28 protein-coding genes and 2 pseudogenes are annotated in these 26898 nt (G+C 65.0%); 17 read left to right on the forward strand and 13 right to left on the reverse strand.

Annotation, left to right across the window (positions count from 1 at the left end):
- Positions 1–91: 91 nt before the first annotated feature.
- From ABIC03_RS24015 to ABIC03_RS24025, 3 genes are all read right to left on the reverse strand, one after another.
- Positions 92–322 carry a hypothetical protein gene (locus ABIC03_RS24015; RefSeq protein ID WP_354061593.1) on the reverse strand — a complete coding sequence of 77 codons (231 nt, stop codon included), beginning with the start codon at positions 320–322 and terminating at the stop codon, positions 92–94.
- A gap of 58 nt (positions 323–380) precedes the next feature.
- Positions 381–608, reverse strand: a complete 228-nt coding sequence (locus tag ABIC03_RS24020) for a hypothetical protein (RefSeq protein WP_275172470.1) — start codon at positions 606–608, stop codon at positions 381–383.
- A 124-nt stretch (positions 609–732) separates the two neighbouring features.
- Positions 733–1650 carry a LysR substrate-binding domain-containing protein gene (locus ABIC03_RS24025; RefSeq protein WP_275172471.1) on the reverse strand — a complete coding sequence of 306 codons (918 nt, stop codon included), beginning with the start codon at positions 1648–1650 and terminating at the stop codon, positions 733–735.
- Between the two features lie 126 nt (positions 1651–1776).
- On the opposite strand from ABIC03_RS24025, the pseudogene ABIC03_RS24030 reads away from it, so the two are divergent.
- Positions 1777–2557, forward strand: a pseudogene (locus ABIC03_RS24030) (TSUP family transporter).
- Positions 2554–2787, forward strand: coding sequence for a hypothetical protein (locus ABIC03_RS24035; RefSeq protein ID WP_354061596.1), 234 nt, complete (start codon positions 2554–2556; stop codon positions 2785–2787). The pseudogene ABIC03_RS24030 and the gene ABIC03_RS24035 overlap by 4 nt, the downstream one beginning before the upstream one ends.
- A gap of 42 nt (positions 2788–2829) precedes the next feature.
- Here the strand turns inward: ABIC03_RS24035 and ABIC03_RS24040 are convergent, their stop codons facing one another.
- Both ABIC03_RS24040 and ABIC03_RS24045 read right to left on the reverse strand, forming a co-directional pair.
- Positions 2830–3441 (reverse strand): SCO family protein, encoded by a 612-nt coding sequence (locus tag ABIC03_RS24040; protein WP_275172474.1) that lies wholly within the window; start codon positions 3439–3441, stop codon positions 2830–2832.
- Positions 3441–4556: an MBL fold metallo-hydrolase gene (locus tag ABIC03_RS24045; RefSeq protein ID WP_275172525.1), complete on the reverse strand. Its 1116-nt coding sequence runs from the start codon at positions 4554–4556 to the stop codon at positions 3441–3443. Before ABIC03_RS24045 ends, ABIC03_RS24040 begins: the two co-directional genes overlap by 1 nt.
- Positions 4557–4856: 300 nt before the next feature.
- Between ABIC03_RS24045 and ABIC03_RS24050 the strand changes: the two genes are divergently transcribed.
- Entirely contained in the window at positions 4857–5552 is a 696-nt protein-coding gene (locus tag ABIC03_RS24050; RefSeq protein ID WP_354061598.1) for a glutathione S-transferase family protein, read from the forward strand.
- 159 nt (positions 5553–5711) lie between these two features.
- On the opposite strand, the gene ABIC03_RS24055 is transcribed toward ABIC03_RS24050, so the two are convergent.
- Complete coding sequence (locus tag ABIC03_RS24055) at positions 5712–5924, reverse strand: cysteine-rich CWC family protein (protein WP_354061600.1); 213 nt, start codon at positions 5922–5924, stop codon at positions 5712–5714.
- Between the two features lie 114 nt (positions 5925–6038).
- Here ABIC03_RS24055 and ABIC03_RS24060 point away from each other — a divergent pair, with 114 nt between their 5' ends.
- From ABIC03_RS24060 to hmuQ, 3 genes are all read left to right on the forward strand, one after another.
- Positions 6039–7616, forward strand: a complete 1578-nt coding sequence (locus tag ABIC03_RS24060) for a DUF1800 domain-containing protein (RefSeq protein WP_354061602.1) — start codon at positions 6039–6041, stop codon at positions 7614–7616.
- A gap of 2 nt (positions 7617–7618) precedes the next feature.
- On the forward strand, positions 7619–8836 hold the full coding sequence (locus ABIC03_RS24065; protein WP_354061604.1) for a DUF1501 domain-containing protein: 1218 nt from the start codon (positions 7619–7621) through the stop codon (positions 8834–8836).
- Between the two features lie 77 nt (positions 8837–8913).
- Complete coding sequence (hmuQ, locus tag ABIC03_RS24070; RefSeq protein WP_354061606.1) at positions 8914–9237, forward strand: heme-degrading protein HmuQ; 324 nt, start codon at positions 8914–8916, stop codon at positions 9235–9237.
- Between the two features lie 19 nt (positions 9238–9256).
- On the opposite strand, the gene ABIC03_RS24075 is transcribed toward hmuQ, so the two are convergent.
- The 6 genes from ABIC03_RS24075 to ABIC03_RS24100 all read right to left on the reverse strand — a co-directional run bounded on the left by ABIC03_RS24075 (position 9257) and on the right by ABIC03_RS24100 (position 13152).
- Complete coding sequence (locus ABIC03_RS24075; RefSeq protein WP_354061608.1) at positions 9257–10198, reverse strand: aldo/keto reductase; 942 nt, start codon at positions 10196–10198, stop codon at positions 9257–9259.
- A 277-nt stretch (positions 10199–10475) separates the two neighbouring features.
- On the reverse strand, positions 10476–10931 hold the full coding sequence (locus tag ABIC03_RS24080; RefSeq protein WP_354061610.1) for a GNAT family N-acetyltransferase: 456 nt from the start codon (positions 10929–10931) through the stop codon (positions 10476–10478).
- A 65-nt stretch (positions 10932–10996) separates the two neighbouring features.
- Positions 10997–11809 carry a PAS-domain containing protein gene (locus ABIC03_RS24085; RefSeq protein WP_354061612.1) on the reverse strand — a complete coding sequence of 271 codons (813 nt, stop codon included), beginning with the start codon at positions 11807–11809 and terminating at the stop codon, positions 10997–10999.
- Between the two features lie 129 nt (positions 11810–11938).
- A complete protein-coding gene (locus ABIC03_RS24090) occupies positions 11939–12133 on the reverse strand; it encodes a hypothetical protein (RefSeq protein ID WP_275172527.1) in 195 nt (64 codons plus the stop codon).
- Between the two features lie 37 nt (positions 12134–12170).
- On the reverse strand, positions 12171–12347 hold the full coding sequence (locus ABIC03_RS24095; RefSeq protein WP_007614766.1) for a hypothetical protein: 177 nt from the start codon (positions 12345–12347) through the stop codon (positions 12171–12173).
- Positions 12348–12501: 154 nt separating this feature from the next.
- Positions 12502–13152: a glutathione S-transferase family protein gene (locus tag ABIC03_RS24100; RefSeq protein WP_007596746.1), complete on the reverse strand. Its 651-nt coding sequence runs from the start codon at positions 13150–13152 to the stop codon at positions 12502–12504.
- Between the two features lie 636 nt (positions 13153–13788).
- On the opposite strand from ABIC03_RS24100, the gene ABIC03_RS24105 reads away from it, so the two are divergent.
- The 8 genes and pseudogenes from ABIC03_RS24105 to ABIC03_RS24140 all read left to right on the forward strand — a co-directional run.
- Entirely contained in the window at positions 13789–14991 is a 1203-nt protein-coding gene (locus tag ABIC03_RS24105) for a pyridoxal phosphate-dependent aminotransferase (RefSeq protein WP_275172483.1), read from the forward strand.
- 163 nt (positions 14992–15154) lie between these two features.
- Positions 15155–15634, forward strand: coding sequence for a DUF992 domain-containing protein (locus tag ABIC03_RS24110; protein WP_354061615.1), 480 nt, complete (start codon positions 15155–15157; stop codon positions 15632–15634).
- 169 nt (positions 15635–15803) lie between these two features.
- Positions 15804–17852 (forward strand): elongation factor G, encoded by a 2049-nt coding sequence (locus tag ABIC03_RS24115; protein WP_354061617.1) that lies wholly within the window; start codon positions 15804–15806, stop codon positions 17850–17852.
- Positions 17853–18210: 358 nt separating this feature from the next.
- A complete protein-coding gene (locus ABIC03_RS24120; RefSeq protein WP_354061619.1) occupies positions 18211–18483 on the forward strand; it encodes a helix-turn-helix domain-containing protein in 273 nt (90 codons plus the stop codon).
- Positions 18484–18592: 109 nt separating this feature from the next.
- On the forward strand, positions 18593–20347 hold the full coding sequence (locus ABIC03_RS24125; protein ID WP_354061621.1) for a SulP family inorganic anion transporter: 1755 nt from the start codon (positions 18593–18595) through the stop codon (positions 20345–20347).
- 93 nt (positions 20348–20440) lie between these two features.
- Positions 20441–21274 carry a shikimate dehydrogenase gene (locus ABIC03_RS24130; protein WP_354061623.1) on the forward strand — a complete coding sequence of 278 codons (834 nt, stop codon included), beginning with the start codon at positions 20441–20443 and terminating at the stop codon, positions 21272–21274.
- A gap of 65 nt (positions 21275–21339) precedes the next feature.
- Positions 21340–21966, forward strand: coding sequence for a hypothetical protein (locus tag ABIC03_RS24135; protein WP_354061625.1), 627 nt, complete (start codon positions 21340–21342; stop codon positions 21964–21966).
- 14 nt (positions 21967–21980) lie between these two features.
- Positions 21981–22274, forward strand: a pseudogene (locus ABIC03_RS24140) (hypothetical protein); the annotation flags it as partial.
- Positions 22275–22484: 210 nt separating this feature from the next.
- Here ABIC03_RS24140 and ABIC03_RS24145 read toward each other — a convergent pair.
- A complete protein-coding gene (locus tag ABIC03_RS24145) occupies positions 22485–23621 on the reverse strand; it encodes an alpha-hydroxy acid oxidase (protein ID WP_354061627.1) in 1137 nt (378 codons plus the stop codon).
- Positions 23622–23770: 149 nt separating this feature from the next.
- Here ABIC03_RS24145 and ABIC03_RS24150 point away from each other — a divergent pair, with 149 nt between their 5' ends.
- From ABIC03_RS24150 to ABIC03_RS24160, 3 genes are all read left to right on the forward strand, one after another.
- Complete coding sequence (locus ABIC03_RS24150; RefSeq protein WP_007596725.1) at positions 23771–23938, forward strand: hypothetical protein; 168 nt, start codon at positions 23771–23773, stop codon at positions 23936–23938.
- A gap of 217 nt (positions 23939–24155) precedes the next feature.
- Positions 24156–25499 carry a phosphoglucosamine mutase gene (gene glmM / locus ABIC03_RS24155; protein WP_275172491.1) on the forward strand — a complete coding sequence of 448 codons (1344 nt, stop codon included), beginning with the start codon at positions 24156–24158 and terminating at the stop codon, positions 25497–25499.
- 124 nt (positions 25500–25623) lie between these two features.
- Positions 25624–26874 carry an MFS transporter gene (locus ABIC03_RS24160; protein ID WP_354061630.1) on the forward strand — a complete coding sequence of 417 codons (1251 nt, stop codon included), beginning with the start codon at positions 25624–25626 and terminating at the stop codon, positions 26872–26874.
- Positions 26875–26898 lie beyond the last annotated feature (24 nt).

Below are 26898 nucleotides of genomic sequence, written 5' to 3' on the forward strand. Positions count from 1 at the left end.
CGAGTCCGGCTCGCAATAAAGAGCGAATGCCCTTCCTAGGTCAGCATGCTGACAGCAGGTTGGCAGCAGGCCCGGATTGCCGGATCTGCGATCAGGCCGCCGGCAGCGGGCCCTCGTCGTCCCCGGCCGCCTGGCGCGGCTCGAGGATGTCGAGATGGATGCCGCCGCAATCGGTGCAGCGCATGGCCCAATATTCGCATCCGGCACGGCCGCCGATCACGCGGAGCACCGTGAGATCGCCGTCGCATTCCGGGCAGCTCGACATCACATTGCGGGTGTAAATCCTCGGCCGCGGCGTGTCTTCGAATTCGATGACTGACATGACCGGTTTCCCCCTTTGACCCTGCGCCGTTCCCTGGTTCGCCTGCAGTCCCGCTCGCTTATTCGTCGTCGCTGTCGTCGGCCCGCCGGCGGAAGCGATCGATGTGATGCTTGGCATGGGCAATCGCGGCATCGGGATCGGGCCAGGCGAAGCCGACTTCCATGGCCGGAAACAGCACGCCGTCGATGGCAACCGGGCTGAAATCGGCACGGCGGATACGGGCGTGCCACAGCCCCTTGCCAGCTTCGAAGGATTCGATGTCAAAGCCGTCGTAGATGGTCGTCATTGCAGTCCCCAAAATGTCTTGTTCGAGCGCCTTGTTGGAGGGTCAGGGGACCACGTTTGCCCATTTTGGGATGTGAAGCCGTTCACAAGCGGCGGGCTTTTTTGACTAAAAGGCTGTTGCAGCGTCAGTTCCGCGCGGCGGTGCGGCCGGTTCGCCTCACCGGACGGGCGGCAGGTTCCGACGCCGCGCGCATGATCCAGCGGCGGAACGCGGCAAAGTCGCGCTGCTCGGTCTGGAAGCTGCGATAGAGCAGGTACCAGCGCATGCCCTTGGGCACCGAGAGGTCGAATGGCGCTACCAATCGGCCGGCGGCGAGATCGTCGTCGATATAGGGCCGGATGCCCATGGCGACGCCGAGCCCGTCGGCGGCAGCCTGGAGCGCCTGGCCGTAGAACTGGAACTCCGGCCCGCGCGCGTTGATGCGCGCGAGGTTCGCGGCCTTGAGCCAGATCGGCCAGTCCTCGGGCGAATGCGCGACGCGGATCAGGCTCGGTCCCCTGAGATCGGCCGGGCGCTTCAGCGAGGAAGCGAGGCGGGGCACGCAAACCGGCGTGAGGTCGCCGGCGAACAGCGGCTCGGCCACCAGCCCCGGCCAGTCCCCGGTCCCGAGCTGGATGCCGCAGCTCCAGTCCTCGCCGAATGGCACTGACGCGCCGCCGGTGGTGAAGCGCACCTCGATGTCGGGCTCTTCGCTGCGAAACTCCGACAGGCGCGGGATCAGCCAGCGCATCGCAAAGGTGTGGCCGATGCCGATGGTGAGCACGCGGACGCTCGAGGGCGCCGTCACCTGGGCGGTGAGGCTTGCGAGCGCGTCGAAGATCGGCGTCAGCCCGCTTTGATAGGCGCGGCCCGCCTGCGTGAGCAGCAGCTTGTTGGCCTTGCGCTCGAACAGCGCGACGCCGAGCCGTTCTTCCAGGATGTGCACCATGCGGCTGACCGCGGCCGCCGACACGCTCAGCTCGAGGCCGGCCGCGGCAAAGCTGCCGGCCCGCGCGGCGGCCTCGAATGCCTTGATGCCGTTGAGAAACAGCAAGCGCCGCAAATGACTGACCCTCAGGAAAGCTGATGCCAGGCCAAGATAACTCAGTTTGCGTAGACGGGGCAAGCGGGGCACGTTCCCCTTCGCTTCTCGCCGCGAGCGGGGGGAAGGCCAACCGGAGATTTTTACGTGACTCCCATCATGATCGCTGCCCTTGGATTGCTGATGGTCGGCACCGCATTCCTGTCGGGGCTGTTCGGCATGGCGGGAGGGCTGATCCTGATCGGCGTGCTGCTGGCCCTGATGCCGCTGCCGACCGCGATGGTGTTGCATGCGATCACGCAGATGGCCTCGAACGGTTGGCGCGCCTTTCTCTGGCGCGCGCATATCCGCTGGCGGCCGGTCGCGAACTATATGGTCGGCGCGGCTATCGCGCTCGCGGCGTGGTCGCTCACCCGCTATGTGCCGGACAAGTCTGTCGCGCTGCTGCTGCTCGGCATCACCCCGTTCATGGCGCGGCTGCTGCCCGCGAACATCAAGCCGGATCCGGACCGTCTCTGGCAGGGCACCGTCTACGGCACGATCTGCATGGGTCTCATGCTGATGACCCGGCGTGTCGGGGCCGCTGCTCGACACCTTCTTCCTCGGCGGCGATTTCGGCCGGCGCGAGAAGGTGGCGACCAAGGCGATGTGCCAGCTCGTCAGCCATTTCACCAAGCTGATCTATTTCGGCGGCGTGATCGACCAGGCGGCGACGCTCGATCCCGTGCTCGCGGCCGTCGCGATCGCAGCGTCGATGCTCGGCACCACGCTGGCGCGGCGCATCCTCGAAGCCATGACCGACCAGCAATTCGTGGCCTGGTCGATGAAGCTGATCACCGCCATCGCCTGCTATTACATCGCCTATGGCAGCTGGCTGCTGGTCCGCACGCCCGTGCTGGCAGCCTTCGACAAGGGAGGTTTGCAATGAGCGAGACCGCCGACCCGCTGGTGCTGGACTTCGTCGAATGGGTTGCGCGCGAGCCGCGCGCCTATGCCGAGGTGATCGCGACCTGGAAGACCTCGTGCCCGCGCCTCACCATTTGGGAAGACGCCGCCGACCGCGGCTATGTCGCACGCGAGACGCTGCCCGGAATGGGACTGGTGATCGCGGTGACGGAGGACGGCGAGAAGTTGTTGCGCGCGCACGGGCGCCAATAGGCGGACGTCGGAGATCCGCGGTGAGGGCTGAACCGTGAGGGCCTAACGCTGCGGCATCACAAGCCGCGGCCGGATGATTTCGACCATGCGTTCGGCCGATGTGCCCGGCGGAAAAAATCCGAGATACTTTCCGTCGCGATCCATCAGGTAGATATAGGCGGTGTGGTCGACGGTGTAGTCGTCGGCATTCTTGCCGTTCGCCACCTTGGCAAAATAGACCTTGTAGGCATCCGCCGCTGTCCCGATTGCGTCAAGGCTGCCGGTCAGGCCGAGCAGCCGCGGGTGAAACAGCGGCACGTATTCGGCAAGATGCTCGGCTGTGTCGCGTTCGGGGTCGAGTGTGATGAAGACCGGCTGCACGGCGTCGGCATCAGGACCGAGCCGCTCGAGCGCCTGTCCGATCGCCATCAGGTCGGTCGGACACACATCAGGGCAGTAGGTGAAGCCGAAATAGACCAGCATCAGCATCCCTCGGAAATCGCGGTCGGTGCGTGGCTTTCCGGCATGATCGGTGAGCACGAAGGGGCCGCCGACCGGCTCCCTGTTCCACATCAGGATGTCCATCGTCTCCGCGGCCGAGCGTGCCGCCGCAGCACCCGCGCAGGCTGGCGCGAGCGCCAGCCCCAGGCTGAGCCAGCAGGCAAAGCGCAGCATCACAGCCCGAAGGTGAGGCGGCTGCCGGTCGTCGTCACCACCACCCTGTCGGACATCTGGGCGCTCGCCTCCTGCACGAAGTTGAGCCCGCTGCAATGCATGGGCACGACGACATCGGGGTTGAGCGCCTTGATCTCGCCGACGACCTGCATGAGATAGTCCTTCGGCGCCGGCCCGAGATGGAAGCCGCCGACGATGGCGTGCACCTTCTGGATGCCGGAGACCTCCTGCGCCTGCTTCACCGAATTGACGATGCCGAGATGGCCGCAGGACGAGATGACGACGAGGCCCAAATCCTTGACGTTGAAGCAGGTCGCGTGCTCGTGGATGTGTTCGTCTGCGACGATCTTGCCGTCCATCTCGGCCGGCAGATAGTGCCCTACGCTGCAGCCAAGACCGTCCTTGATGCCGAATTCGACCAGGGTGTTCGGCAGCACGCGCTCCGAACTGCGGCGGGTGATCTTGCCCGTCGTGAAAGCGTGGCCGGCGATTACCGTCGGCGTCTCGCACAGGACGGTCGTCACCTTCTGCGCCGCGAGCTGGCGGCGGTCCAGCGTTCCGAAATCAGAAAACTGGCCCTGTGTGGGGGTCGGGTTGACGCGGTGGCAGAAATTGTCCTCGCCGCCAGCATAGAGCCTCACCTCGGCGGGAAGCTTGTCACGGAATTTGTCGAGGAAGCCGCTGAGGCCACCGAAATGATCGTAATGGCCGTGGCTGACGATGAGCGCGTCGAGCTTGCTGGGGTCGACCCCGATCAGTGCCATGTTGTTGAGCAACACTTCCGGCGTATAGCCGTAATCCAGCATCAGTGTGCGCTGGTTGCCGCCGCCCTGCGACTCCAGCCACAGCGACAGGCCCCATTCATTATGCAGCGATTTGCGGAAGTCGGCCGATCGCGCCGCGGGCGCAACGGCGACGCCGTTGATCTTCTTGGGACGGAAGAACAGGTCGTAGCTGGAATCGACCAGCACCTGGATCGACAGCTTGTCGACCGTCGGCACCTCGATCGGCGCCGCGCTCGCGATCTCGACACAAGTGAAAGTGTTTGTTGCGGCCGCGCCGGCCAGTGCTGCCGCGCTCAGCAGGAAGTCACGTCGTGCAATACTGCTCATCAGAAACCCCTCGCCAATATCATGATCCTCGAAATGGCCTGAGCTTAGGTCCGATATGCGGCAGGCACAACGTGCGAGGCCGGGGGTGCTGCGGAGAATTTTACGTCATGCGGCGTGAGGCCGGTCCGATTGACAGGCGTGCGGGATGGTGAACTTCATGCAAGTGCATCGTCGGTGGTGCGGTCGAGCTATCTCCACATCGTCGTTGCGGGCGCTGGCGAGGCAATCCAGAATGCCGCCGCGGCGGCAGTCCTGGATTGCTTCGCTTCGCTCGCAATGACGGAATACCAGGAGACCCCTTTCATGTCGCTCAAACTGTTCGAACTCGTCGGCACCGATGCCTCGCGACCGTTCAGCCCGTTCTGCTGGCGCACGCGGATGGCGCTGGCGCACAAGGGCCTTTCGGCGGAAACGCTGCCCTGGCGCTTCACCGAGAAGAGCGCGATCGCGCCGCACGGCTCGGAGAAGGTGCCGGTGCTGCTGCATGACGACCAGCCCGTGGTCGATTCCTGGGCGATCGCGACCTATCTCGAAGACAAGTTTCCGGATCGTCCGTCGCTGTTCGGCGGCGAAGGCGGCCGCGCCATGGCGCGCATGCTCAATGCCTGGGGCGACATTGCCATCGTCGGCGGCATCTTTCCGCTGATCATCGCCGACATCCCGAAGAATCTGGCCGAGGTGGACGCCGCCTATTTCCGCCAGTCGCGCGAGGCGCGTTTCGGCAAGAGTCTGGAAGAGGTGATGTCGGGCCGCGATGCCGGCGTGGTCGCCTTCCGCAAATCGCTCGAGGTGATGCGGCAGACCCTGAAGAAGCAGCCCTTCATCGGCGGCGCCGCACCGAACTATGCCGATTACATCGCGTTTGGTGGCTTTCAGTGGGCGCGCGTGACGAGTCCGTTCAAGCTGCTGGAAGCGGACGACCCGGTCTACGCCTGGCGCGAAAAGCTGCTGGATGCGTTTGACGGAATGGCGCGGAAGTCCCCGGGGCATGCGGTGTAGTTGTCGCGAGCCGTCTCCCCTCAGCGTCGTCCTGGCGAAAGCCAGGACCCATACCGCGGAATCTATCGATACGTTGGGTAGATGTCCCGAACGACCAGTCTTCGCCGAACAACTCCCTGGGGTAATGGGTCCTGGCTTTCGCCAGGACGACGCGGAGGATTACGCTTGCGCTCCATCCGGGCTACGCATCGCCGCCGCCTCGCGCAAGCATTCCCGGCACAAGCAATCCTCGCCCTTGACCGGCATCGGCAGCCGCGCCGTTTCTTCCGCGCACCAGCAGGTGCCTGAGAGGTCGCAGCCGAACTCGGCGCCGCAACGGGAGCAGGCGAGGCGGCGGGGTTCCTGCACCGGAAGTTCTTGCGGATTTGTCATGATTTGCGCAAAAGCTGTGCTGTCATTTTCATGTCGGGTTCATCCCCCGCTGCGGTATATTATGCCTCGCGCACGTATCAGGAAAGCGGTTGGCAACGCGCGAAGGACACATCGATGGCCCGCGATTCGCAAGCCGCGCTCGTCGCGCTCAACCGTTTCGGCTTCGGCGCCCGCGGCGGCGCATCCGGCGATCTCATCAACGCGGCCTCCGATCCTCGCGGCTTTGTGAAGGCGGAACTCGCTCGCCCCAACGCTGTGCTGTTGGAGGCGCCGGGCCTGCAATCCACGCCGCAGCTCGGGCAGGCCGTGTTCGCCTACCAGGACCAGGTCAAGCAGGCGCGCGAGGCCGCCGCCAAAGCCGGCGCGCCGACCGAAGCGCCGGCCGATCAGAAGCCCGGACCGCGCCGCAATCTCTCGCTGAACGCCGCGGCAACCGAGATCGCGGGCCAGATGGCCGAGGCCAAGCCGACCGATAATAAGCCTGCTGACAACAAGCCAGTCGACAATACGGCCAAGCCGGACGCCATGCAGCCCAACGCGGCCGCGCCGGCTGCCGCAAAACCCGCCCCGCAGCCGCTCAACGTCATCCAAAAAACCTTTCGCGCCGAGGCGTTGGCGCGGTTGCAGCGCGCGACCCTGGTCGAGTGCGGCTTCACCGAACGTCTGGTCGTGTTCTGGTCCAACCATTTCTGCATCTCCGCCAGCAAGGGCGAACTGGCGCGAATATGGGCCGGCGCGTTCGAGCGCGAGGCGATCAGGCCGCACGTGCTCGGGCGTTTCGCCGACATGCTGAAAGCGGTGGAGCAGCATCCGGCGATGCTTTTCTTCCTCGACAACCAACAATCGCTCGGACCGGACTCGCGCGCCGGCCAGAACCGCAAACGCGGGCTGAACGAAAATCTCGCGCGCGAGATCATGGAGCTGCATACGCTCGGCGTCGGTGGCGGCTACACGCAGGACGACGTCACCTCGCTCGCGCGCATCATCACCGGCTGGACCTTTGCCGGCCGGCAGGGACAGCTGGGGGCGCCGGGCTCCTTCGTGTTCAACGTCAATGCGCACCAGCCCGGGCCGCAAATGCTGCTCGGCAAGACCTACGAGCCGACGGGCCTTGCGCAAGGCGAAGCCGCCCTCGCTGACATCGCACGCCATCCCTCGACCGCGAACTTCATCGCCACAAAGTTCGTCCGACATTTCGTCGCCGACGATCCGCCGCCGGCGCTGGTGGCGCGATTGCGCGATGTCTTCATCAAGACCGACGGCGATCTCAAGGCGCTCGCAACGGCACTGGTTGATTCCGACGAGGCGTGGAAGGCGCCGCTGACGAAGATGCGCAGCCCTTATGATTTCCTGATCGCGAGCGGCCGGCTGCTCGCGCGCGTGCCGGAGGATCCGGGCGCCTATCTCAACAATCTCAATCTGCTGGGCCAGCCGTTGTGGTCGCCAGCCGGCCCGAATGGTTTTGCTGATACCAGCGCCGCCTGGGCTGCGCCCGAAGGCATCAAGCTCCGGCTCGACATTGCCGCGCAAATGGGCGCGCGGCTCGGGCCCAACATCGACCCGCTCGACCTGCTGGAATTTGCCGTAGCAGATGCGGCCTCGATCGAAACGCGGCGCACCATCGAGCGGGCGGAGTCGCGGCAGCAGGCGCTGGCGCTGCTGTTGATGTCGCCGGAAATGCAGAGGAGATGATGATGATCGACTGCGTCGAGAACCGGCTCATCACCTCGCGCCGCGGCCTCCTGCTCGGCGGCGCGTCCTTCGCGGCCTGGGCTTATTTGCCGAAATTCGCCCGCGCGGCGGACGGTCGCGATCCCCGGCTGATCGTGGTGATCCTGCGCGGCGCGCTCGATGGTCTCTCGACCGTCGCGCCGGTCGGCGATCCCGATTATGCCGGCCTGCACGGGTCGATCGCGCTCACGGCGGACGGCGCGCATCCTGCCATCATGCTCGATGCTTTCTTCGCGCTGCATCCGGCGATGCCTGAGTTCGCACGCATGTACCGCGATAGGCACGCCGCGGTGATCCACGCGGTGGCGACGCCCTATCGCGACCGTTCGCATTTCGACGGCCAGGACGTGCTCGAAAGCGGCTACGCCGGCCCGGGTCGCGTGCAATCCGGCTGGCTCAACCGCGCGCTGGAGGCGCTGCCGCGTGGCGAGCGGGTGTCGAGTGCTCTTGCCGTCGGCCCGACCACGCCGCTGGTGCTGCGCGGCAATGCGCCGACCGTGGGCTGGGCGCCGGTGGCGCTGCCGCAAGCCGATGACGACACCGCGATGCGTCTGGTCGAGCTCTACCGTCATCGCGATCCCGCGCTGGCAGCCGTGCTGTCGCAGGGCCTTCAGCTGGAGAAGGCCGCGAGCGGCGACGACATGAAGCCGAAGCTGGGCAATGCGGTCGCGCAGATGCGGCAGGTCGCGCGCGGCGCCGCAAAACTGATGGCGTCCGACGACGGCCCGCGCATTGCGGCGCTCGCGTTCGATGGCTGGGACACGCACGCCAATGAAGGCGGGCCGGTCGGTCGCCTCGCGTTCCTGCTCGGCGGGCTCGACGGTGCGCTCGCCGAATTCGAAAGCGGCCTCGGCGAACGCTGGCGCGACACCGTCGTGGTGGTCGCCACCGAATTCGGCCGCACCGCGCGCATCAACGGCACCGACGGCACCGATCACGGCACGGGAACGATCGCGCTGCTCGCCGGAGGTGCGGTGAAGGGCGGCCGCGTCATCGCCGACTGGCCCGGCCTCAAGCCCGCCAACCTCTTCGAGGCCCGCGATCTCAAGCCCACCACCGATCTGCGCTCCGTGATCAAGGGCGTGCTGCAGGGACAGTTCGGCCTGTCGGATCGCGTACTGGCCGAAACGGTGTTCCCCGACAGCGCAAGCGCAAGGCCGATGAAGGGGCTGGTTACTTAACCTGCGATTCCGGGCCCGCCTTGCGGCGCGTCCCGGAATGACGACATGATCAGCCAAACATCAGGAGACCATCACCCATGTACATCGCCATGAATCGCTTTCGCGTCGCCAAGGGCTCCGAGGCCGCCTTCGAGCAGGTCTGGCTTTCGCGCGATACTCATTTGGACAAGGTGCCGGGTTTCGTCGAGTTTCATCTGCTGCGCGGCCCCGAGCTCGAGGACCACACGCTGTACGCCTCGCACACGATCTGGGCCAACCACGCCTCGTTCGAGGCCTGGACCAAGTCGGAGGCGTTTCGCGCCGCGCATGCGCGGGCCGGCGACACCAAGCCGACCTATCTCGGCCATCCCCAGTTCGAGGGCTTTGAGGTGATCCAGACGGTCGGACACGGCGCCAAGTAGCGCGCCACGCCCCAAAAGATCAGCCCAGCGTGATCTTGTCGATCTCGGCGAGATCATCCGCTCCGAGCTTCCACGCAATCGCCTTCACGTTCTCCTCGACCTGCTCGACGCGGGTGGCGCCGGCGATCACGCTCGATACTTGCGGGCGCGCGGCGAGCCAGGAAAAGGCGAGCTCAAGCATGCTGTGCCCGCGGGCTTTCGTGAATGCCGCGAGCTTGTCGACGATGTCCTCGTTTCGCGGGGTGACGTAGCGGTCGCGTAACGCCGGTACCTTGCCGAAGCGCGTATCGCTCGGGGCGGCCGCGCCGCGCTGGTACTTGCCGGTGAGGAGCCCGCTTGCGAGCGGGAAGAACGGCAGGAGGCCGAGCTTGTACTCCTGTGCGGCCGGCAGCAGGTCCTTTTCGATGTCGCGCACCAGCAGGCTGTATTCGTCCTGGCAGGAGACGAAGCGGCTGACATTCATCGCACGCGCCGTGAATTCGGCCTCCGCCACGCGCCAGGCCGGGAAATTGGAATTGCCGATGTAGCGCACCTTGCCCTGACGGACGAGATCGTCGAGCGCGCGCAGCGTCTCCTCCATCGGCGTCAGCGGGTCGTAATCGTGCTGCTGATAGAGATCGATGTAGTCCGTCTTGAGCCGCGTCAGGCTCGCCTCGACTGCGTTCATGATGTAGCGGCGCGAAGCGCCCTGTTTGGTTCCGTCGGTCGCCATCGGCTTGGAAAACTTGGTGGCGAGCACGATGTCCTTGCGGCGGTCGCCCAGCACGGTGCCCAGCACCGTTTCCGAACCGCCCATGCCGGCATAGATGTCGGCGGTGTCGAACAGCGTGATGCCGAGATCGAGCGCGCGATGGATTACCTTGCGCGAGGTCTCCAAATCCGTGCGCTGGCCGAAATTGTTGCAGCCGAGGCCGACCGCAGACACGCGCAGGCCGGAGGCGCCGAGATTGCGAATTTCCATGGGAGATCCCTGTCGGAGATGGGCAGGGGCGTATTGTGACTGCGGTGCGCCGCCGCAGCAAGCGGCGCGCCGCGTTGCTGCCATGCTGACAAGGAGCTGCCGACAAGAAATTGCCGACAAAAAAATGCGGCCCCTGTCAGACGCGGCGACTGACGGGGACCGCTTTGGGGCGCTTGATCGGTGACGGGGGGCTGACCAGACGCAGCTGCAGCCTAGTCCCGCTATGTTACGCGCGGGTGACAGGCAGAGTTATCCACAGGCCTCGCGATCGCGAGGATCAGAAGATCTTGCGATAGACGATGAACCCGGAACGCTCGGCCACCTTGTCGTACAGGCGCTGCGCCGTGACGTTGGTCTCGTGCGTCTGCCAATAGACGCGCGGGGAGCCCGCGAGCTTCGCGCGCTCGTAGACGCCGTGGATCAGCGCCGAGCCGACACCCTTGCCGCGTGCCGCCTCGGTCGTGAACAGGTCCTGCAGATAGCAGGACGGCTCGATCGCGGTGGTGCTGCGGTGAAACAGATAATTTGTCATCCCGAGCAGGCGGCCGTCACTCTCGGCGACCAATCCGTGCACCGGCTCATAGGCGTCGAAAAAGCGCTGCCATGTCACGCGCGTGATTTCGGGCGAGAGCGCGGTCGGGCCGGAGCGGCCGTAGAAGGCGTTGTAGCCGTCCCACAACGGCAGCCATTGTTCGTAGTCCTGCCTCGTGACGGAGCGAATGGTGAGCGACATATGAATTCCCGGGAGCGATGAGGCGTCCTTCATACGTGATGATGGACGTGCTGATCAATCGGGCATCACTCCGCGACGCGCAGATACCGGATCAGCTTGCGACCCGCGGGGTCGCGCAGCGAGCGGTAGTAGTCGGCGCGGGACGGCGCATCGGTGTGGCGCACGAGGTCGGTCACGGGCGTGTAGCTCAGCATTCGCCCGCCGTCGGGCAGCGTGGCACAGACGAAGCGCAACACCTCGCCATTGCGTAAGGCGATGTTGATCGGCGTGGCATCGCCGATCCGCACCATCTCCATGCGCTGTGCGATGAAGGTGCCAAGCTCGTCCTCGGGTAGTTCGAACGCGCCGGTGTCGCGGCCATGATACATCAGCGCGATGAACGGCGGCTTGCCGTCGGCGATGTCGTCCGGCACCGCAAAATAATCGCGGAACGCCCGGTTGATGAATTCGGCGCGCGTCTCGGCATCGAGCAGCACGATGCCGATATCGACCTGGTCGAGCGCGGCCGACAGCCGTGCGGCGGTGGCGTGGCTCCGACGCTCGGCGGCAAACGTGCCGAGCAGCCGCTGGCGCATCAGGACGGTGATTCCTGCGGTGCCCGCGGCCGTCGCGGCCAGGAAGCCGAGTTGGATCATATCCGCCGTGGTAAGACCTGAAACGCCGTGCCGGCTGAGGAGCAGCAGTGCCGCGCCAATGACGGCGATGGCTACGCTGGCAACGGCGGAAGCGGGACCAGAGAGCGCGCCAGCGAGCGCCACGATACAGACGAGCAGCGGCGCGGGCGAGGGAACGGGGACGAAGCGATCGAAAAACATCGTCAGCAGCAAAGTCGCTGCCGTCAGCGCCGGACCGGAGATCGCACGCCATCCCAACCGCATGGGCCTGTCTCGCTCCTCCCTGGACGAGGTAAGGCGGCAACACTGACCGAACATTGCGCCATTGCGATGCGGTTTCGCGCGGTGTGCTTAAGGTGCGCTTTGGTTCACGCGCAAAGCTTTCGGATGATTTTAGACCAAATGCGCGTGCTTGAGACGCTGTTGCAGCGCGGGCGCATTCAGCGTCGACGTCCCCTGGCCCTTGCGCGTGCCGACGAAGATCAACAGCGATGCCGCGACGAGGATGGCCGCGGTCAGGGTGATTGCAACGACTACCACAGGTGATTTCATCGACGTCCTGTCGCGATGCCGGTCGGCGCGGGCCACGCGGCGCCTTGAAGGCGGGTCCAGGATGAAGCGGGAATCAGACCGGCAGGCCCATCGCCATGGTCGCCTTGGTCGACAGCACCGTCAGGGTGACGATCAAGCACAGCGAGAGCGCGGCCACGGCGAGCGAGGCCGCGACCGCGTTGGTCAGCCGGGAAGACGAAACGGTAGCGGGTGGGCCCTGAAAGCCTGCCGTGCCGGACGCCCGAATCATGGTCTAAATCCTTCAACGCGCGAGCGAATCACCCGCGACATCGAACAATTTCACTGTTCCAATCGGCAATATTGCGGCGGCCAATCGAGCGAAAACGGCGAGATTGCGGCAATGATGGCCCTTGTGCCCGCTATTCGCAGAGCACTACGCGCCGTCAAGCGCCCGCGGCGATGCTGGCGGGGTCCTCGATGTCGGCCGGCCGCCAGTCCATTGCGACGAAGCCGGGGGCCGCTTCCACGCGCTTCAGCCAGTCCCGGATCGCCGGGAAGGTCGAGAGGTCGAAGTCGCAGCGGTCGGCGAGGTGGGTGTAGCCGTACAGCGCGATGTCGGCGACCGTGAGCTGGCGGGCGGCGAAATAGGCGTTGGTCTTGAGGTGATTCTCCATCACCTGGAGCGCGCCATAGCCGCGCTCCATCCAGTCTTCCAGCGAATGAGTCTGGAGGTCGCGGCCGCCCCTCACCAGCGACAGCCAGAAATAGGCCGCGCCGATGTTCGGCTCCAGCGCGTGCTGCTCGAAGAACATCCATTGCAGCGCGTCGGCGCGATCGATGCGGTTCTCCGGTGCGAGCGGCGTGCCGACTGCGACATACCAGAGGATGGCGTTGGATTCGGCGAGATAGCGATCGTCGCCGACCTCGAGAAGCGGCACCTGACCGGATGGGTTCTTGGCCAGGAAGTCCGGGGTGCGGCTCTCGCCGCGCAGAATGTCCACCTCGACCGCTTCGTAAGGCAAGTTCAGCAGCGCCAACGCAAGGCGGACCTTGTAGCTGTTGCCCGAGCGCTGCATCGAATAGAGCTTGTACATTCTGAGGATGATTCCGGAAGACGGGAGGGCGCGGCGCTTGTTGCCCCGCAACGCGGCTAAACAATGATGCCGATGCGAATCCGCCGCAAGACCCGGCCAATAGAAAAACTCGAAAACCCTACCGCATTGCAATGCGGCGGAAGATCATTTCCGTGCGACCATCCAACTCAGTTCACGCTTGCGTCAACGCGCAAGTGCGTTGCTCGACGCGATCGTGTGCGAGAAACGGCGGCCGCGTTTTGGCACTGAAGCTTCCGCATCGTCATGGCCGGGCTTGTCCCGGCCATCTACGCGCTGCATACGGCACGAAGAACGTGGATGCCCGGGCCTTCGCCTCGCCGAAGCGGCTTCGGCCGCGCAGGCGGGACAGGCCCGGGCATGACGACGTTCTCGTTTCATGGCCCTCGAAGGCGCCAAAATTGCTCCGAGGACACGCCTTGTCGGATATGTGGGATTTGCCCCGCAAAGTTGCGGAATATTGCGAGAAATCGCGGCTTGATGCGCGTCAGACACGTAAACTTTTCCGAGATCGGGCCGAAGTTTCTTGCGGCGCAACGGCACTCGTTTTAGGGTGGCTCATTCCCACAATCGGAGTCGTGAAGCCAAAGGGTTCGCGACGCTTGTCAGGAGATGACGATGTCCTTCCTTGCCGCTGCGCTCGACCGTGTGAAGCCGTCCGCGACCATCGCGGTCACGGATAAAGCACGTGCGCTGAAAGCGGCGGGCCGCAACGTCATCGGCTTAGGCGCCGGCGAGCCCGACTTCGACACGCCCGCCAACATCAAGCTGGCCGCGATCCACGCCATCGAAGCCGGCAAGACCAAGTACACCGCGGTCGACGGCATTCCCGAGTTGAAGGACGCCATCATCGCCAAGTTTCAGCGTGAGAACGGCGTCGTCTACAAGGCGAACCAGATCATCGTCGGCACCGGCGGCAAGCAGGTGCTCTACAACGCGCTGATGGCGACCATCAATCCGGGCGACGAGGTGATCATCCCCGCGCCGTACTGGGTCAGCTATCCCGAGATGGTGGCGCTCGCCGGCGGCGAGCCGGTGCCGGTGGTCTGCACCGCCGCGACCGGTTTCAAGCTCCAGGCCGAAGCGCTCGAGCGCGCGATCACGCCGAAGACCAAATGGGTGATCCTGTGCTCGCCGTCGAACCCGACGGGAGCCGCCTACACCAGGACCGAGTTGAAGGCGCTCACCGACGTGCTGGTCAAGCATCCCCACGTCTGGGTCATGACCGACGACATGTACGAGCATCTCGTCTATGACGACTTCCAATTCACAACGGTCGCGCAGGTCGAGCCGAAACTCTACGACCGCACGCTCACCGTGAATGGCGTGTCGAAGGCCTATTGCATGACCGGTTGGCGCATCGGCTATGCCGGCGGGCCGGCGCAGCTGATCAAGGCGATGTCGACGATCCAGTCGCAGTCGACCTCGAACCCGTCGTCGATTGCGCAATGGGCCGCCGTTGAGGCGCTGAACGGTCCGCAGGACTTCATCCCCGCCAACAACAAGGTCTTCAAGGAGCGCCGCGACCTCGTCGTCTCCATGCTCAACCAGGCCAAGGGCATCGAGTGCCCGCGTCCCGAAGGCGCCTTCTACGTCTATCCGTCCTGCGCCGGCACGATCGGCAAGACCGCGCCGTCCGGCAAGGTGATCGACAATGACGAGACATTCGTCACCGAACTGCTGGAGACGGAAGGCGTCGCCGTGGTGCAGGGTTCGGCCTTCGGCCTCGGCCCGGCATTCCGCATCTCCTACGCGACCAAGACCTCGGACCTCGAAGACGCCTGCAAGCGAATCCAGCGCTTCTGCGGCAATCTGCGCTGAGCTCGCAGACCTGATGTGACATCAAAGGGCCCGCGCAACGCGGGCCCTTCTTCTTTCAAGTCTGCGCGATCTGGCGCCACCGGAACTGTTGTGGCATAGACCATCGCGCACCACGGGTAGGGCGCTCTCTCTACTCGCATCACATTCATCGCCGGAGATCTTCATGCGCCGTTCACTCCTCCTCGCCGGGCTTGCCGTTGCGAGCCTCGTTGCCTCCGTCGCGGGCGCCAGCGCGCAGTCGCGGATGGTGCAGGTGGGCGTGCTCGAATGCCGCGGCGGCGCCAGCGTGGGCTTCATCGTGGGATCGGTGACCCATCTCGGCTGCGTGCTGCGCGTCGATGGTTTGCCGGACGACCGTTACGTCGCGACGATCCGCAAGGTCGGCCTCGACATTGGCATCACCCAGGAAACGGCACTCGCCTGGGGCGTGTTCGCGCCGGTGAACCGGCTCGGACCGGGCGACCTTGCCGGCACCTACGCCGGTGCGCAGGGCAGCGCATCGGTCGGCGTCGGTCTCGGCGGCAACGTGCTGGTCGGCGGCTCCAACAATTCGATCGCGCTCCAGCCGCTCAGCGTGCAGGGCCAGGTCGGCCTCAATGTCGCCGCCGGCCTCGAGAGCCTGGAACTCCGCCCGGGCCGTTGAGGCTCGGCGCCAGCCGAAGCGTTCCTCCTCACCTCTCTCTTCGGGCGAGGAGGAAATACCGACGACGCACCGCAGCGACGTTTGATGCTTGCCAAATCTCGGGGACGGGCAGAGCATCGGCGTTTGCCGACCCAATCACGGGCCGAGCTCCACACCAAGGAGGCGGCGAATGGGACAAGACGTCAGAAGTCCCCGAGGTCCACGGTGCATCGCGCTGGTGGGCCCTTTCCAAAGCGGTAAAACCACACTTCTCGAAGCCATCCTGGCGCGAACGGGCGCAATCCCGCGCGCCGGCAGCGTCGACGCCGGAACCTCCGTCGGCGACGCCACGCCAGAGGCCCGTCATCACAAGATGACCGTCGGGCTGACTGCCGTCACCACGAGTTTCATGGGTGACAGCTACACCTTTCTCGATTGTCCCGGTTCCGTCGAATTTGCCCACGACATGCGCGCCGCGCTGCCTGCGGTCGACGCCGCAATCGTGGTCTGCGAAGCCGACGAGAAGAAGCTGCCGCAGCTTCAGATCATTCTGCGCGAGCTGGAGGAGCTGAAGATCCCGCGCTTCCTGTTCCTCAACAAGATCGACCGCGCCAACAAGCGCATCCGCGAGACGCTCGAGATGCTCCAGCCCGCCTCGCGCGTGCCGCTGGTGCTGCGCCAGATCCCGATCTGGAAGGACGAGCTGATCGAGGGCTTCGTCGATCTCGCGCTGGAGCGCGCGTTCATTTACCGCGAGCACAAGGCCTCCGAAGTGGTCGCGCTCCAAGGCGGCGATCTCGATCGCGAGAAGGAGGCCCGCTTCTCGATGCTGGAGAAGCTCGCCGATCACGACGATGCGCTGATGGAGCAGCTGCTCGAGGACATCCAGCCGCCGCGCGATGCCGTGTTCGATGATCTCGCGCGGGAATTGCGTGACGGGCTGATCTGCCCCGTGCTGCTCGGCGCCGCCGCACGCGAAAACGGCGTGCTGCGTTTGATGAAAGCGTTGCGCCACGAGGCGCCCGGTATCGCGGAGACCGCAAAGCGTCTCGGCGTTCCCGAGACCAGGGACGCCCTCGGCTTCGTTTTCAAGACGCTGCATTCGCAGCACGGCGGTAAGCTGTCACTGACGCGGATGCTCGCCGGTCATCTCGACGACGGTGCCACCCTGCAATCCTCCTCCGGCGGGGCGAGCCGCATCTCCGGCATCCTCGCCGTCACCGGGGCCTACGATACCAAGCGTGCCGCGGCGGAAGCCGGCGACACGATAGCGCTCGCCAAGCTCGACCCGATCAAGACCGGCGACACGGTCTCGAACGGCAAGACCCAGCCGACAGCGCTCGCCGCCGGCGAGCCCACTCCGCCGGTGCTCGCGATCTCGGTTGCGGCCACCGACCGCAAGGACGACGTCAAGCTCGGCCAGGCGCTGATGCGGCTGCACGAGGAGGATCCCTCGCTCGTTTTCGTGATGAACGCCCAGACCCACGACACCGTACTGTGGGGGCAGGGCGAGATGCACTTGCGCGTCGCAAGCGAGCGGCTGCGCGACCGTTTCGGTGTCAAAGTCGCCTCGCATCCCCCCGCGATCGGCTATCAGGAAACCATCCGCAAGCCGATCGTCCAGCGCGGCCGCCACAAGAAGCAGTCCGGCGGCCATGGTCAGTTCGGCGATGTCGTGCTCGATATCAGGCCGCTGCCGCGCGGCGAAGGCTTCAAGTTTGCCGAGAAGGTGGTCGGCGGCGCGGTGCCGCGCAACTACATCGGCGCGGTGGAAGAGGGCGTCGTCGACGGGCTTGCCCGCGGCCCGCTCGGTTTCCCGGTCACCGATTTGCAGGTGACGCTGACCGACGGCTCCTATCACAGCGTCGATTCCTCCGACCTCGCCTTCCGCACGGCGGCGCGGGTCGGGCTCAACGAAGGCCTTCCGCAATGCCAGTCGGTGCTGCTGGAGCCGATCCATGTAGTCGAGATCGTCTGCCCGACTGACGCCACCGCCAAGATCAACGCGATCCTGTCGGCGCGGCGCGGCCAGATCCTCGGCTTCGACACCCGCGACGGCTGGAGCGGATGGGACTGCGTCCGCGCCATGATGCCGGAAGCGGAGATTGGCGAGTTGATCGTCGAACTGCGCTCGGCCACAGCAGGCGCCGGCAGCTTCACCCGCCAGTTCGACCACATGGCCGAAGTCACGGGGCGCGCCGCCGACCAGATCATCGCAGCGCATCAGCACGCGGCGTGATCGGCCTGCCGAAGTAAGGGACGCATCATTGTCTCACTCCCTCTCCCCGTTGTTGCGTGGAGAGGGGCGGGGGTGAGGGGCTGTCACCATTCGCGTGGTGAAGGTTGGACTCACGCTCTCCTCCCAACCGTCATTGCGAGCGCAGCGACTTGTCGGCCGAAGCTTTAGCGAAGGCGGACGCAATCCAGTCTTTCCGCGGAGGAATTCTGGATTGCTTCGTCGCTTCGCTCCTCGCAATGACGGTGGAGGAGGTGGCTTGCACGGCCAACTTCCCCTTGCGTTCGGCCTCAGATGATGTATTTTACGTCATTGTACATGCTTCAGATATCACTTATAAAGGCTGAAACGTGAGGCCAAGGTGATCACGTCGTTCCAGATGCGGGCAGCGCGCGCGCTGCTCGGCATTGACCAGAGAGCCTTGGCGGAGCTTGCAGGCGTTTCGTTGCCGACCATTCAGCGCATGGAGGCGAGCACCGGCAACGTCCGCGGCGTGGTCGAGACCTTGATGAAGGTGGTCGAAGCCTTTGATCGGGCCGGCGTCGAGCTGATCGGCGAACAGGCGCGCAGCGAAGGCGGCGGACGTGGCGTTCGGCTCAAGCAGCCAGGGTCGCCGCGGCGAGTGGGAGCATGATCCCGCAATGATCGTGCTCGGAAGCAGTCTTAACTAACGCACCGTCGCGCCCCGCTACGCGGCCGCACGATGCATCGGAGCGTTGTGGGCAGCGGAGCATTTTGCTGAAATGAGCATCACAGGCGAACACGCAGGCAAGCTGCACCAGCTTCGTCAGCCGACCTTTACCGAACTCTATCTGCCAAAGCTCGTCACCGTATGGCGCGAGGGCTATGGCCTATCGGATTTCCGCGCCGATGTGTTCGCGGGCCTCACGGTCGCGATCGTCGCGTTGCCGCTGTCGATGGCGATCGCGATCGCCTCGGGCGTGACGCCGGACCGCGGACTCTACACCGCTGTTGTCGGCGGCTTCATTGCGTCACTGCTCGGCGGCAGCCGGTTCCAGATCGGCGGTCCCGCCGGCGCCTTCATTGTGCTGGTTGCGGCGACCGCCGACCGTCACGGGGTCGACGGCGTGATCTTGGCCACGCTGATGGCGGGCCTGTTCCTGATCGCTGCGGGCTTCCTGCGGATCGGCACCTATATCAAGTTCATTCCGTATCCGGTGACGGTCGGCTTCACGGCTGGCATCGCCGTCATCATCTTCGCGAGCCAGCTGCGCGATCTCGGCGGGATCACGCTGGTCGCGAAGGAGCCGAGCGAATTCGTTCCGAAACTCGTCGCGCTTGCAGGAGGCCTGCACACCGTCAATCCGTCGGCCCTCGCGGTCGCGATCGTGAGCATTGCCATCATCGCCGGCCTGCGACGCTGGCTCCCGTCCTGGCCGGGCATCCTGATCGCGGTCGTGTTCGCGGCGGTCGCATGTGCCGTGCTGTCGCTGCCGGTCGAGACCGTCGGATCGCGCTTCGGCGGCATTCCGCGCGAACTGCCCTCGCCGGCCTTGCCTGCGTTCTCGCTTGCGAAGGCGACCGCCGTGCTGCCCGATGCTATCTCCTTCGCGTTGCTCGCGGCCATCGAATCGCTGCTGTCGGCGGTGGTGGCCGACGGCATGACCGGTCGCCGTCACCGCTCCAATTGCGAGCTGGTGGCGCAAGGCGCCGCCAATGTCGGCTCGGCGCTGTTCGGCGGCATCTGCGTCACGGGGCTGATCGCGCGCACCGCGACCAACATCCGCGCCGGCGCGCGAGGGCCGCTCGCGGGCATGCTGCATTCGGTCTTCCTGCTGCTGTTCATGCTGATCGCAGCGCCGCTCGCCAGCTACATCCCGCTGGCCGCGCTCGCTGCCGTGCTCGTCGTGGTGGCCTGGACCATGGCGGAGAAGCACGAATTTGCGACGCTCCTGCGCTCGTCATGGGGCGATGCCGTCGTGCTGCTCGCAACTTTCCTGCTCACCATCTTCCGCGACCTGACCGAAGGCATTTTGGTCGGCTTCGCGCTTGGCGCGGTCCTATTCATCCATCGCATGGCGGAAATGACCGGCATCGAGGAACGTTCGCCGATGGTGGCTGCCGATCGTCCCGACGACGAAAATGGCGAGCGCGTGCCTTACGACCCCGCGCTCGCGGTCGATCGCGACGTGCTGGTCTATCGCATCACCGGCGCGTTCTTCTTCGGCGCGGCCTCGGCGATCGGCAGCGTGCTCGACGGCATCGCCGACAAGCGCAAGGGTTTTGTGGTCGATTTCGCCGCGGTGCCGTTTCTGGATTCGACCGCGGCCAACGTGCTCGGCCGCGTCGCCGCCAAGGCCCACCGGCAGGGCATCCGGCTGTTCATCACGGGGGCATCGCCAACGGTTCGCCGCGCGCTGCTCACCCATGGCGTCACGCCGCCACGCGCGCGCTATCGCGAGACCATCGCGCGTGCGGTCGCCGACATCAAGGGCGGTGCGGCGCACCCCGCAGCCGGTGAGACAGGCACGACCTGACGTCGAGCCTCTCCCGAGACGGCCCGCGCGCTTGACAGGGCCTGCGGGACGCGAAATGGATCGCCTCCGAAACGACCCCAGGGGAGGACGACTGTGACCAAGGCTCCCGCAGCCTGTCTGATCGGATGGCCGGCCGCGCATTCGCGCTCGCCGCTGATCCATCGTTACTGGCTGCGCACGCTCGAGATCGAGGGCGGCTATGTCATCGAGGCGGTTCCACCCGATAATTTGCGCGATTTCGTGCTGCGGCTGTCGCTGCGCGGCTTCGTCGGCGCCAACGTCACCATCCCGCACAAGGAGGGCGTACTTGAGCTCTCGACGCCCGATGCCCGCGCGCAGGCGATCGGTGCGGCCAACACGCTGTGGTTCGCGGATGGCGAGCTGCGCTCGACCAACACCGACGTCGAGGGCTTTATCGGCAATCTCGATGCCAGCGCGCCCGGCTGGGACGCAGCCAGCGAGGCGCTGGTGCTGGGCGCCGGCGGCTCCGCGCGCGCCATCGTGTTCGGGCTGCTCGAACGCGGCATCAGCTGCGTGCATCTCGCCAATCGCACCATCGCCCGGGCCGAGATGCTTGCAAGCCAGTTCGGACCGAAGGTGCATCCGGTTGCGTGGGAGGGGATCGACGACATCCTGCCGCGTGCAAAACTTCTCGTGAACACGACCTCGCTCGGCATGTACGATCAGCCTTCACTCGACCTTGAAGTGGCGCGCCTGCCGGATGGCGCTGTCGTCGCCGATCTCGTCTATGTCCCGCTGGTGACGCCGTTGCTGGCGGCCGCAAAGGCGCGCGGGCTGAAGACCGCCGACGGGCTCGGCATGCTGCTGCATCAGGCGGTCCGCGGCTTCGAGTTGTGGTTCGGCCAGCGACCGCAGGTCACGGCCGAGCTGCGTGCGCTGGTCGAGGCTGATCTCACAAAGACTTGAAAGAATAGCGCGTAACCTCCGGAGTTCTATGTCCGTAAGGGCGATAGGGACAATCGGAGACCATCATGTCTGTTCAACGTGCAACTTTCACACGTCCGCTCATCGCCGTCGCGATGGTGGCCGTCTCGACCCTCTCGGCACTTGCGCAAAGGGCGCCGGTGCCGACGCGCGTGCGTGGCACGATCGAAAGCGTCAATGGTGACACGATGCAGGTCAAGGCGCGCGGCGGCGAGGACGTCAAGCTGCACATCGCCTCCGACGTGAACGTGTCAGGCATTACCAGGATTTCACGTGCCGACATCAAGCCCGGCTCCTTCGTCGGCGCCACCACCGTGCCCGGACCGGATGGCGGCGCGAACGCGGTCGAGGTCCACGTGTTTCCGGAGAGCATGCGCGGCACCGGCGAGGGCTCGCGACCCTACGACCTCAAGCCCAACTCCAGCATGACCAATGCGACCGTGTCGGAGAGCGTGGTCGGCAATGACGGCCATACGCTGCTGGTCAAGTACAAGGACGGCGAGAAGAAGGTGTTCGTCGCCGACAATACGCCGGTGGTGACCTTCGTGCCCGGCGACAAATCCGATCTGAAGGCCGGCGCCAAGGTTATCGCCTTCATGAAGCAGCTGCCGGACGGCTCGTTCGAAACCAACCGCGTCAGCGTCGGCCGCGACGGCCTGACGCCGCCGATGTAATAGAGGATAACAACGCCGAAGGTTTTCGTCCCTGGGACGCGCGCGCCAATTCGACCATGACCAACGCCACCGTGGCGCAGACGGTGAAGGGCACCGACGGCCAGAACATCACGGTCAAGTACAAGGACGGCGAGAAGAAAGTCGTGGTGCCGCCGGACACGCCGATCGTCACCTTCGTCGCCAGCGACAAATCCGAGCTCAAGCCGGGCGCCAAGCTGATCATCTTCGGTGCGGTGAAGAAGGACGATGGTTCGCTGGAAGCCAACCGCGTCAATGTCGGCCGCGATGGGGTGACGCCGCCGATGTGAGAGTGCTGCTGCGGCGACATCTTCAGTGTCGTCCCGGCGAAGGCCGGGACCCATACCGCGTGATCTATCTTTGGGCGCAGGTCTCAGTACCGCGCGAAGGTTGAAATAACTACCAATCTTCGCCAAACTACTCGCTGTGGCTATGGGTCCCGGCCTTCGCCGGGACGACGGCTGAGTTTGAAGCGGCTGCTTTTCACCACACTACGGCGATCACATCGCAATGATATGTTCGTCGATCTCGTCAATCCTGTTGACGCCGCACAGGCCCATGGTGGTGAGCAGCTCCTTCTGGATGATGTCGATCGCTTTGGCGACGCCGGCCTGGCCGCCGGCGCCCAGGCCGTAGGCGTAGGCGCGGCCGATCATGCAGGATTTTGCGCCGAGCGCGAGCGCGCGCATCACGTCCTGGCCGGAGCGGATGCCGCCGTCGAACATGATCTCCATCCTGTCACCGACCGCCTCGGCGATCTCGGGCAGCACCTCGATGGATGACGGCGCGCCGTCGAGCTGACGGCCGCCATGGTTCGAGACGACGAGAGCCTGCGCGCCGGTCTTGGCGGCTTCCTCGGCGTCCTCGACGTCCAGAATGCCCTTGATGATCAGCTTGCCCGGCCAGATGCTGCGGACCCACTCGACGTCCTTCCAGTTCAGGGACGTATCGAACTGCGATGCCGTCCACTCCGCGAGGCGATTGAGGTCCCCGGTGTTCTTCACATGACCGGCGATGTTACCGAAGGTGCGACGCTTGCCTTGCAGCACGCCGGAGACCCAGGTGGGCTTGCTAGCGAAATCTAGCAGTTTCGAGAGCGACCATTCCGGCGGAACCGTCATGCCGTTCTTGATGTCGGCGTGGCGCTGGCCGATGACCTGGAGATCGACTGTCAGCACCAGCGCGGAGCATTTCGCCGCGATCGCGCGCTGGATCAATTCCTTGATGAAGCCGCGGTCCTTCATCACGTAGAGCTGGAACCAGAACGGCTTCTCGACACTGGCCGCGATGTCCTCGATCGAGCAGATCGACATGGTCGACTGCGTGAACGGGATACCGGCGGCTTGCGCGGCGCGGCAGGCATGGATCTCGCCATCGCCATGCTGCATGCCGAGTAGGCCCACCGGCGCGAGGATTAGCGGCATGGTCGAGGGCTCGCCAAGGATCGTGGTGGAAGTGTCGCGTTTGGAGACGTCGACCAGGATGCGCTGGCGGAACTTGATTGCCTGCATGTCATCGCGGTTGGCGCGCAGCGTTTCCTCGGCGTAGGAGCCGCGGTCGCAATAATCGAAAAACGCCTTCGGCACGCGGCGCTGATGCAGTGTGCGAAGATCGTCGATACAGGTGATGTGCTTCATGAAGGTTTCCCCGGCCCGGCTTGTATCGGAAGAGTCTGCATCGGAAGTCTTGTAGCGGAAGAGGCTTGCATCGGAAGATCGAGGGGTCATCTAGCATGGTTGGATGCACAGCCAAATCGTTTCCAAATCGTTTTGAAGAGGAGGGCGCCATGACCAGGCCGCACACCGGACCGACGCCGGAGGAGATCAAGGAGAAGCATGATCTCGAGGAGGCGCTGGAGGAAGGTCTGGAAGAGACCTTTCCGGGCTCCGATCCCGTCAATGTCACCCAGCCGGCGCCGAGCCGCGGGGACGGCCATGTGAAGCGCTCGGACTAGCGGGTTCCGCACCGTTCCGGCGTTCCCGCTGGAAATATAAGGTTAACAAGACGTTATCGGCGCTGGGGCGCGCCGGGTTCCGTAATGATTTATCATATTTTTTGAAGCCAAGTTAGCTGCGATGGCTTTATAAGAACTCAGCAAATCAGGGATGCGGGTCCCGCTTGGGCACCCGGAGGTTGTATTGGGGATCCCTGGTTGTTGCGTGGGGGACGATATGAGCCGCAAATATTTCGGGACGGACGGGATTCGGGGCCGCGCCAACGGACTGATCACGCCGGAGCTCGCGCTCAAGGTCGGCCAGGCCGCAGGCCTCGCGTTTCAGCGCGGTGACCACCGCCACAGGGTCGTGATCGGCAAGGACACCCGCTTGTCCGGCTACATGATCGAATACGCGATGGTGGCGGGCTTCACCTCGGTCGGCATGGATGTGCTGCTGGTCGGCCCGATGCCGACGCCGGCGGTCGCGATGCTGACCAAGTCGATGCGCGCCGATCTCGGCGTGATGATTTCCGCCTCGCACAATCTGTTCGAGGACAACGGCATCAAGCTGTTCGGCCCGCAGGGCTTCAAGCTCTCCGACGATGTCGAGAAGCAGATCGAGCAGCTGCTCGACGAGCCCATCGACAAGCGTCTCGCCCAGAGCGCCAGCCTCGGCCGCGCCCGCCGCATCGACGGCGTGCATGACCGCTACATCGAATTCGCCAAGCGCACGCTGCCGCGCGATCTGTCGCTCGACGGCCTGCGCGTCGTGGTCGATTGCGCCAATGGCGCCGCCTACAAGGTGGTGCCGGAAGCGCTGTGGGAGCTGGGCGCCGACGTGATCCCGATCGGCGTCGAGCCGGACGGCTTCAACATCAACAAGGAATGCGGCTCCACCTCGCCGGAAGCGCTGTCGAAGAAGGTGCGCGAGATGCGTGCCGACATCGGCATCGCGCTCGACGGTGACGCCGACCGCGTCATTCTGGTCGACGAGCGCGGCCACATCGTCGACGGCGACCAGCTGCTCGCGGTGATCGCGCAGAGCTGGAAGGAAGACGGCCGGCTGTCGCGATCGGGCATCGTCGCCACCGTGATGTCGAATCTCGGGCTCGAGCGCTTCCTCAATGCGCAGGGGCTCGATCTCGTGCGTACGCCGGTCGGCGATCGCTACGTGCTCGAGCAGATGCTGAACGGCGGCTACAATCTCGGTGGCGAGCAGTCCGGCCACATCATCCTGTCCGACTACGCCACCACCGGCGACGGCTTCGTTGCCGCATTGCAGGTGCTTGCCGTGGTGCAGAAGCTGCGCCGGCCGGTGTCGGAAGTCTGCCACCGCTTCGATCCGCTGCCGCAGATCCTGAAGAACGTCCGCCACAAGGGCGGCAAGCCGCTCGACAATTCCGACGTCAAATCGGCGATCTCCGACGGCGAGCAGCGGCTCAACGGCCACGGCCGTCTGCTGATCCGCTCCTCCGGCACCGAGCCGGTGATCCGCGTCATGGGCGAGGGCGAGGATCGCATCCTGGTCGAGGACGTCGTCGATACCATCGTCACCGCGCTCGGGCAGGCCGCGGCTTAAGGCGCATCGCGAAGCACGATCGTAGCCCGGACGCATCCCAGCCATCGACGATTGGCGGTGGATCGGTCGCCGCGCGCAGCGTAACTAGCAGGTCGCGGCAATGTGCCGCGCCTGGATCGATCCATTGAACAAGCCTGTCGTCGTCTCAGAGGAAACGCTGACCGAGCCCGTCATCGTCAGCGACGTGACGCCGGCGGCGAAGTCAGCGGCAGGGCCGGCCTATGTCGTGCTGGCCGGCATCAGCTTCTCCCACTTCCTCAACGACACCATGCAATCGCTGATCGCCTCGGTGTATCCGATCCTGAAGGACACCTACGCGCTCGACTTCGCGCAGATCGGCATGATCACGCTGGCCTTCCAGTTCACGGCCTCGCTGCTCCAGCCGGTGGTCGGCCACTACACCGACAAGAAGGCGCAGCCTTATTCGCTGTCGATCGGCATGGCCTCGACCTTCTTCGGTCTGTTGCTGCTCAGTGCCGCCCACCAATATCTCGTCATCCTCGTCGCCGCCGCGCTGGTCGGCCTCGGCTCGGCGGTGTTTCATCCGGAGTCGGCGCGCATTGCGCGGCTCGCCTCCGGCGGCCGCTGTGGTTTTGCGCAATCGGTGTTCCAACTCGGCGGCAGTTTCGGCACCTCGATGGGACCGGTGCTCGCCGCGCTCATCGTCGTGCCGTTCGGGCAGGGCAGTATCGCCTGGTTCTCCTCGATCGCCTTCCTCGCGATCCTCATCCTCTGGCGCATCGGCCGCTGGTACGAACCGCAGATCAAGGCGAAGAAGACCGCGGTCGCTCAAGCCCATCCCGACGCGCCGAACTCGCGTCGCGTCGCCGTTGCGCTTCTCGTGCTGGTGGCATTGCTGTTCTCGAAGCAGCTCTACGTCTCGAGCCTGTCGAGCTACTACATTTTCTATCTGATCGACCGCTTCGGCGTGTCGACGCAAGCCGCGCAGATGTATCTCTTCATTTTCCTCGCGGCGAACGCGGTCGGCGCTTTTCTCGGTGGACCCTTGGGCGATCGCTTCGGCCGCAAGATCGTGATCTGGATCTCGATCCTGGGGGCGCTGCCGTTCACACTGGCGCTACCCTATGCCGGGCTCTACGCGAGTGCGGTGCTGTCCGTGATCATCGGCCTGATCATCTCCTCGACGACGTCGTCGATCATCGTGTTCGCGCAGGAGCTGGTGCCGCATCGCTTCGGCATGATCTCCGGCGTGTTCTTCGGTGTTGCGTTCGGTATCGGGGGCCTTGGCGCCGCCGTGCTTGGCAAGCTCGCCGATCACACCTCGATCGCGTTCGTCTACCAGGTCTGCGCCTATTTGCCGGCGATCGGCCTGCTTGCGGTGTTCCTGCCCAAGCTGCCGCGGCACGCGCGTTAATATATCCTGTCTTGCTGCAACGCG

The organism is Bradyrhizobium sp. RT6a, assembly GCF_040547675.1.
Lineage (GTDB): Bacteria > Pseudomonadota > Alphaproteobacteria > Rhizobiales > Xanthobacteraceae > Bradyrhizobium.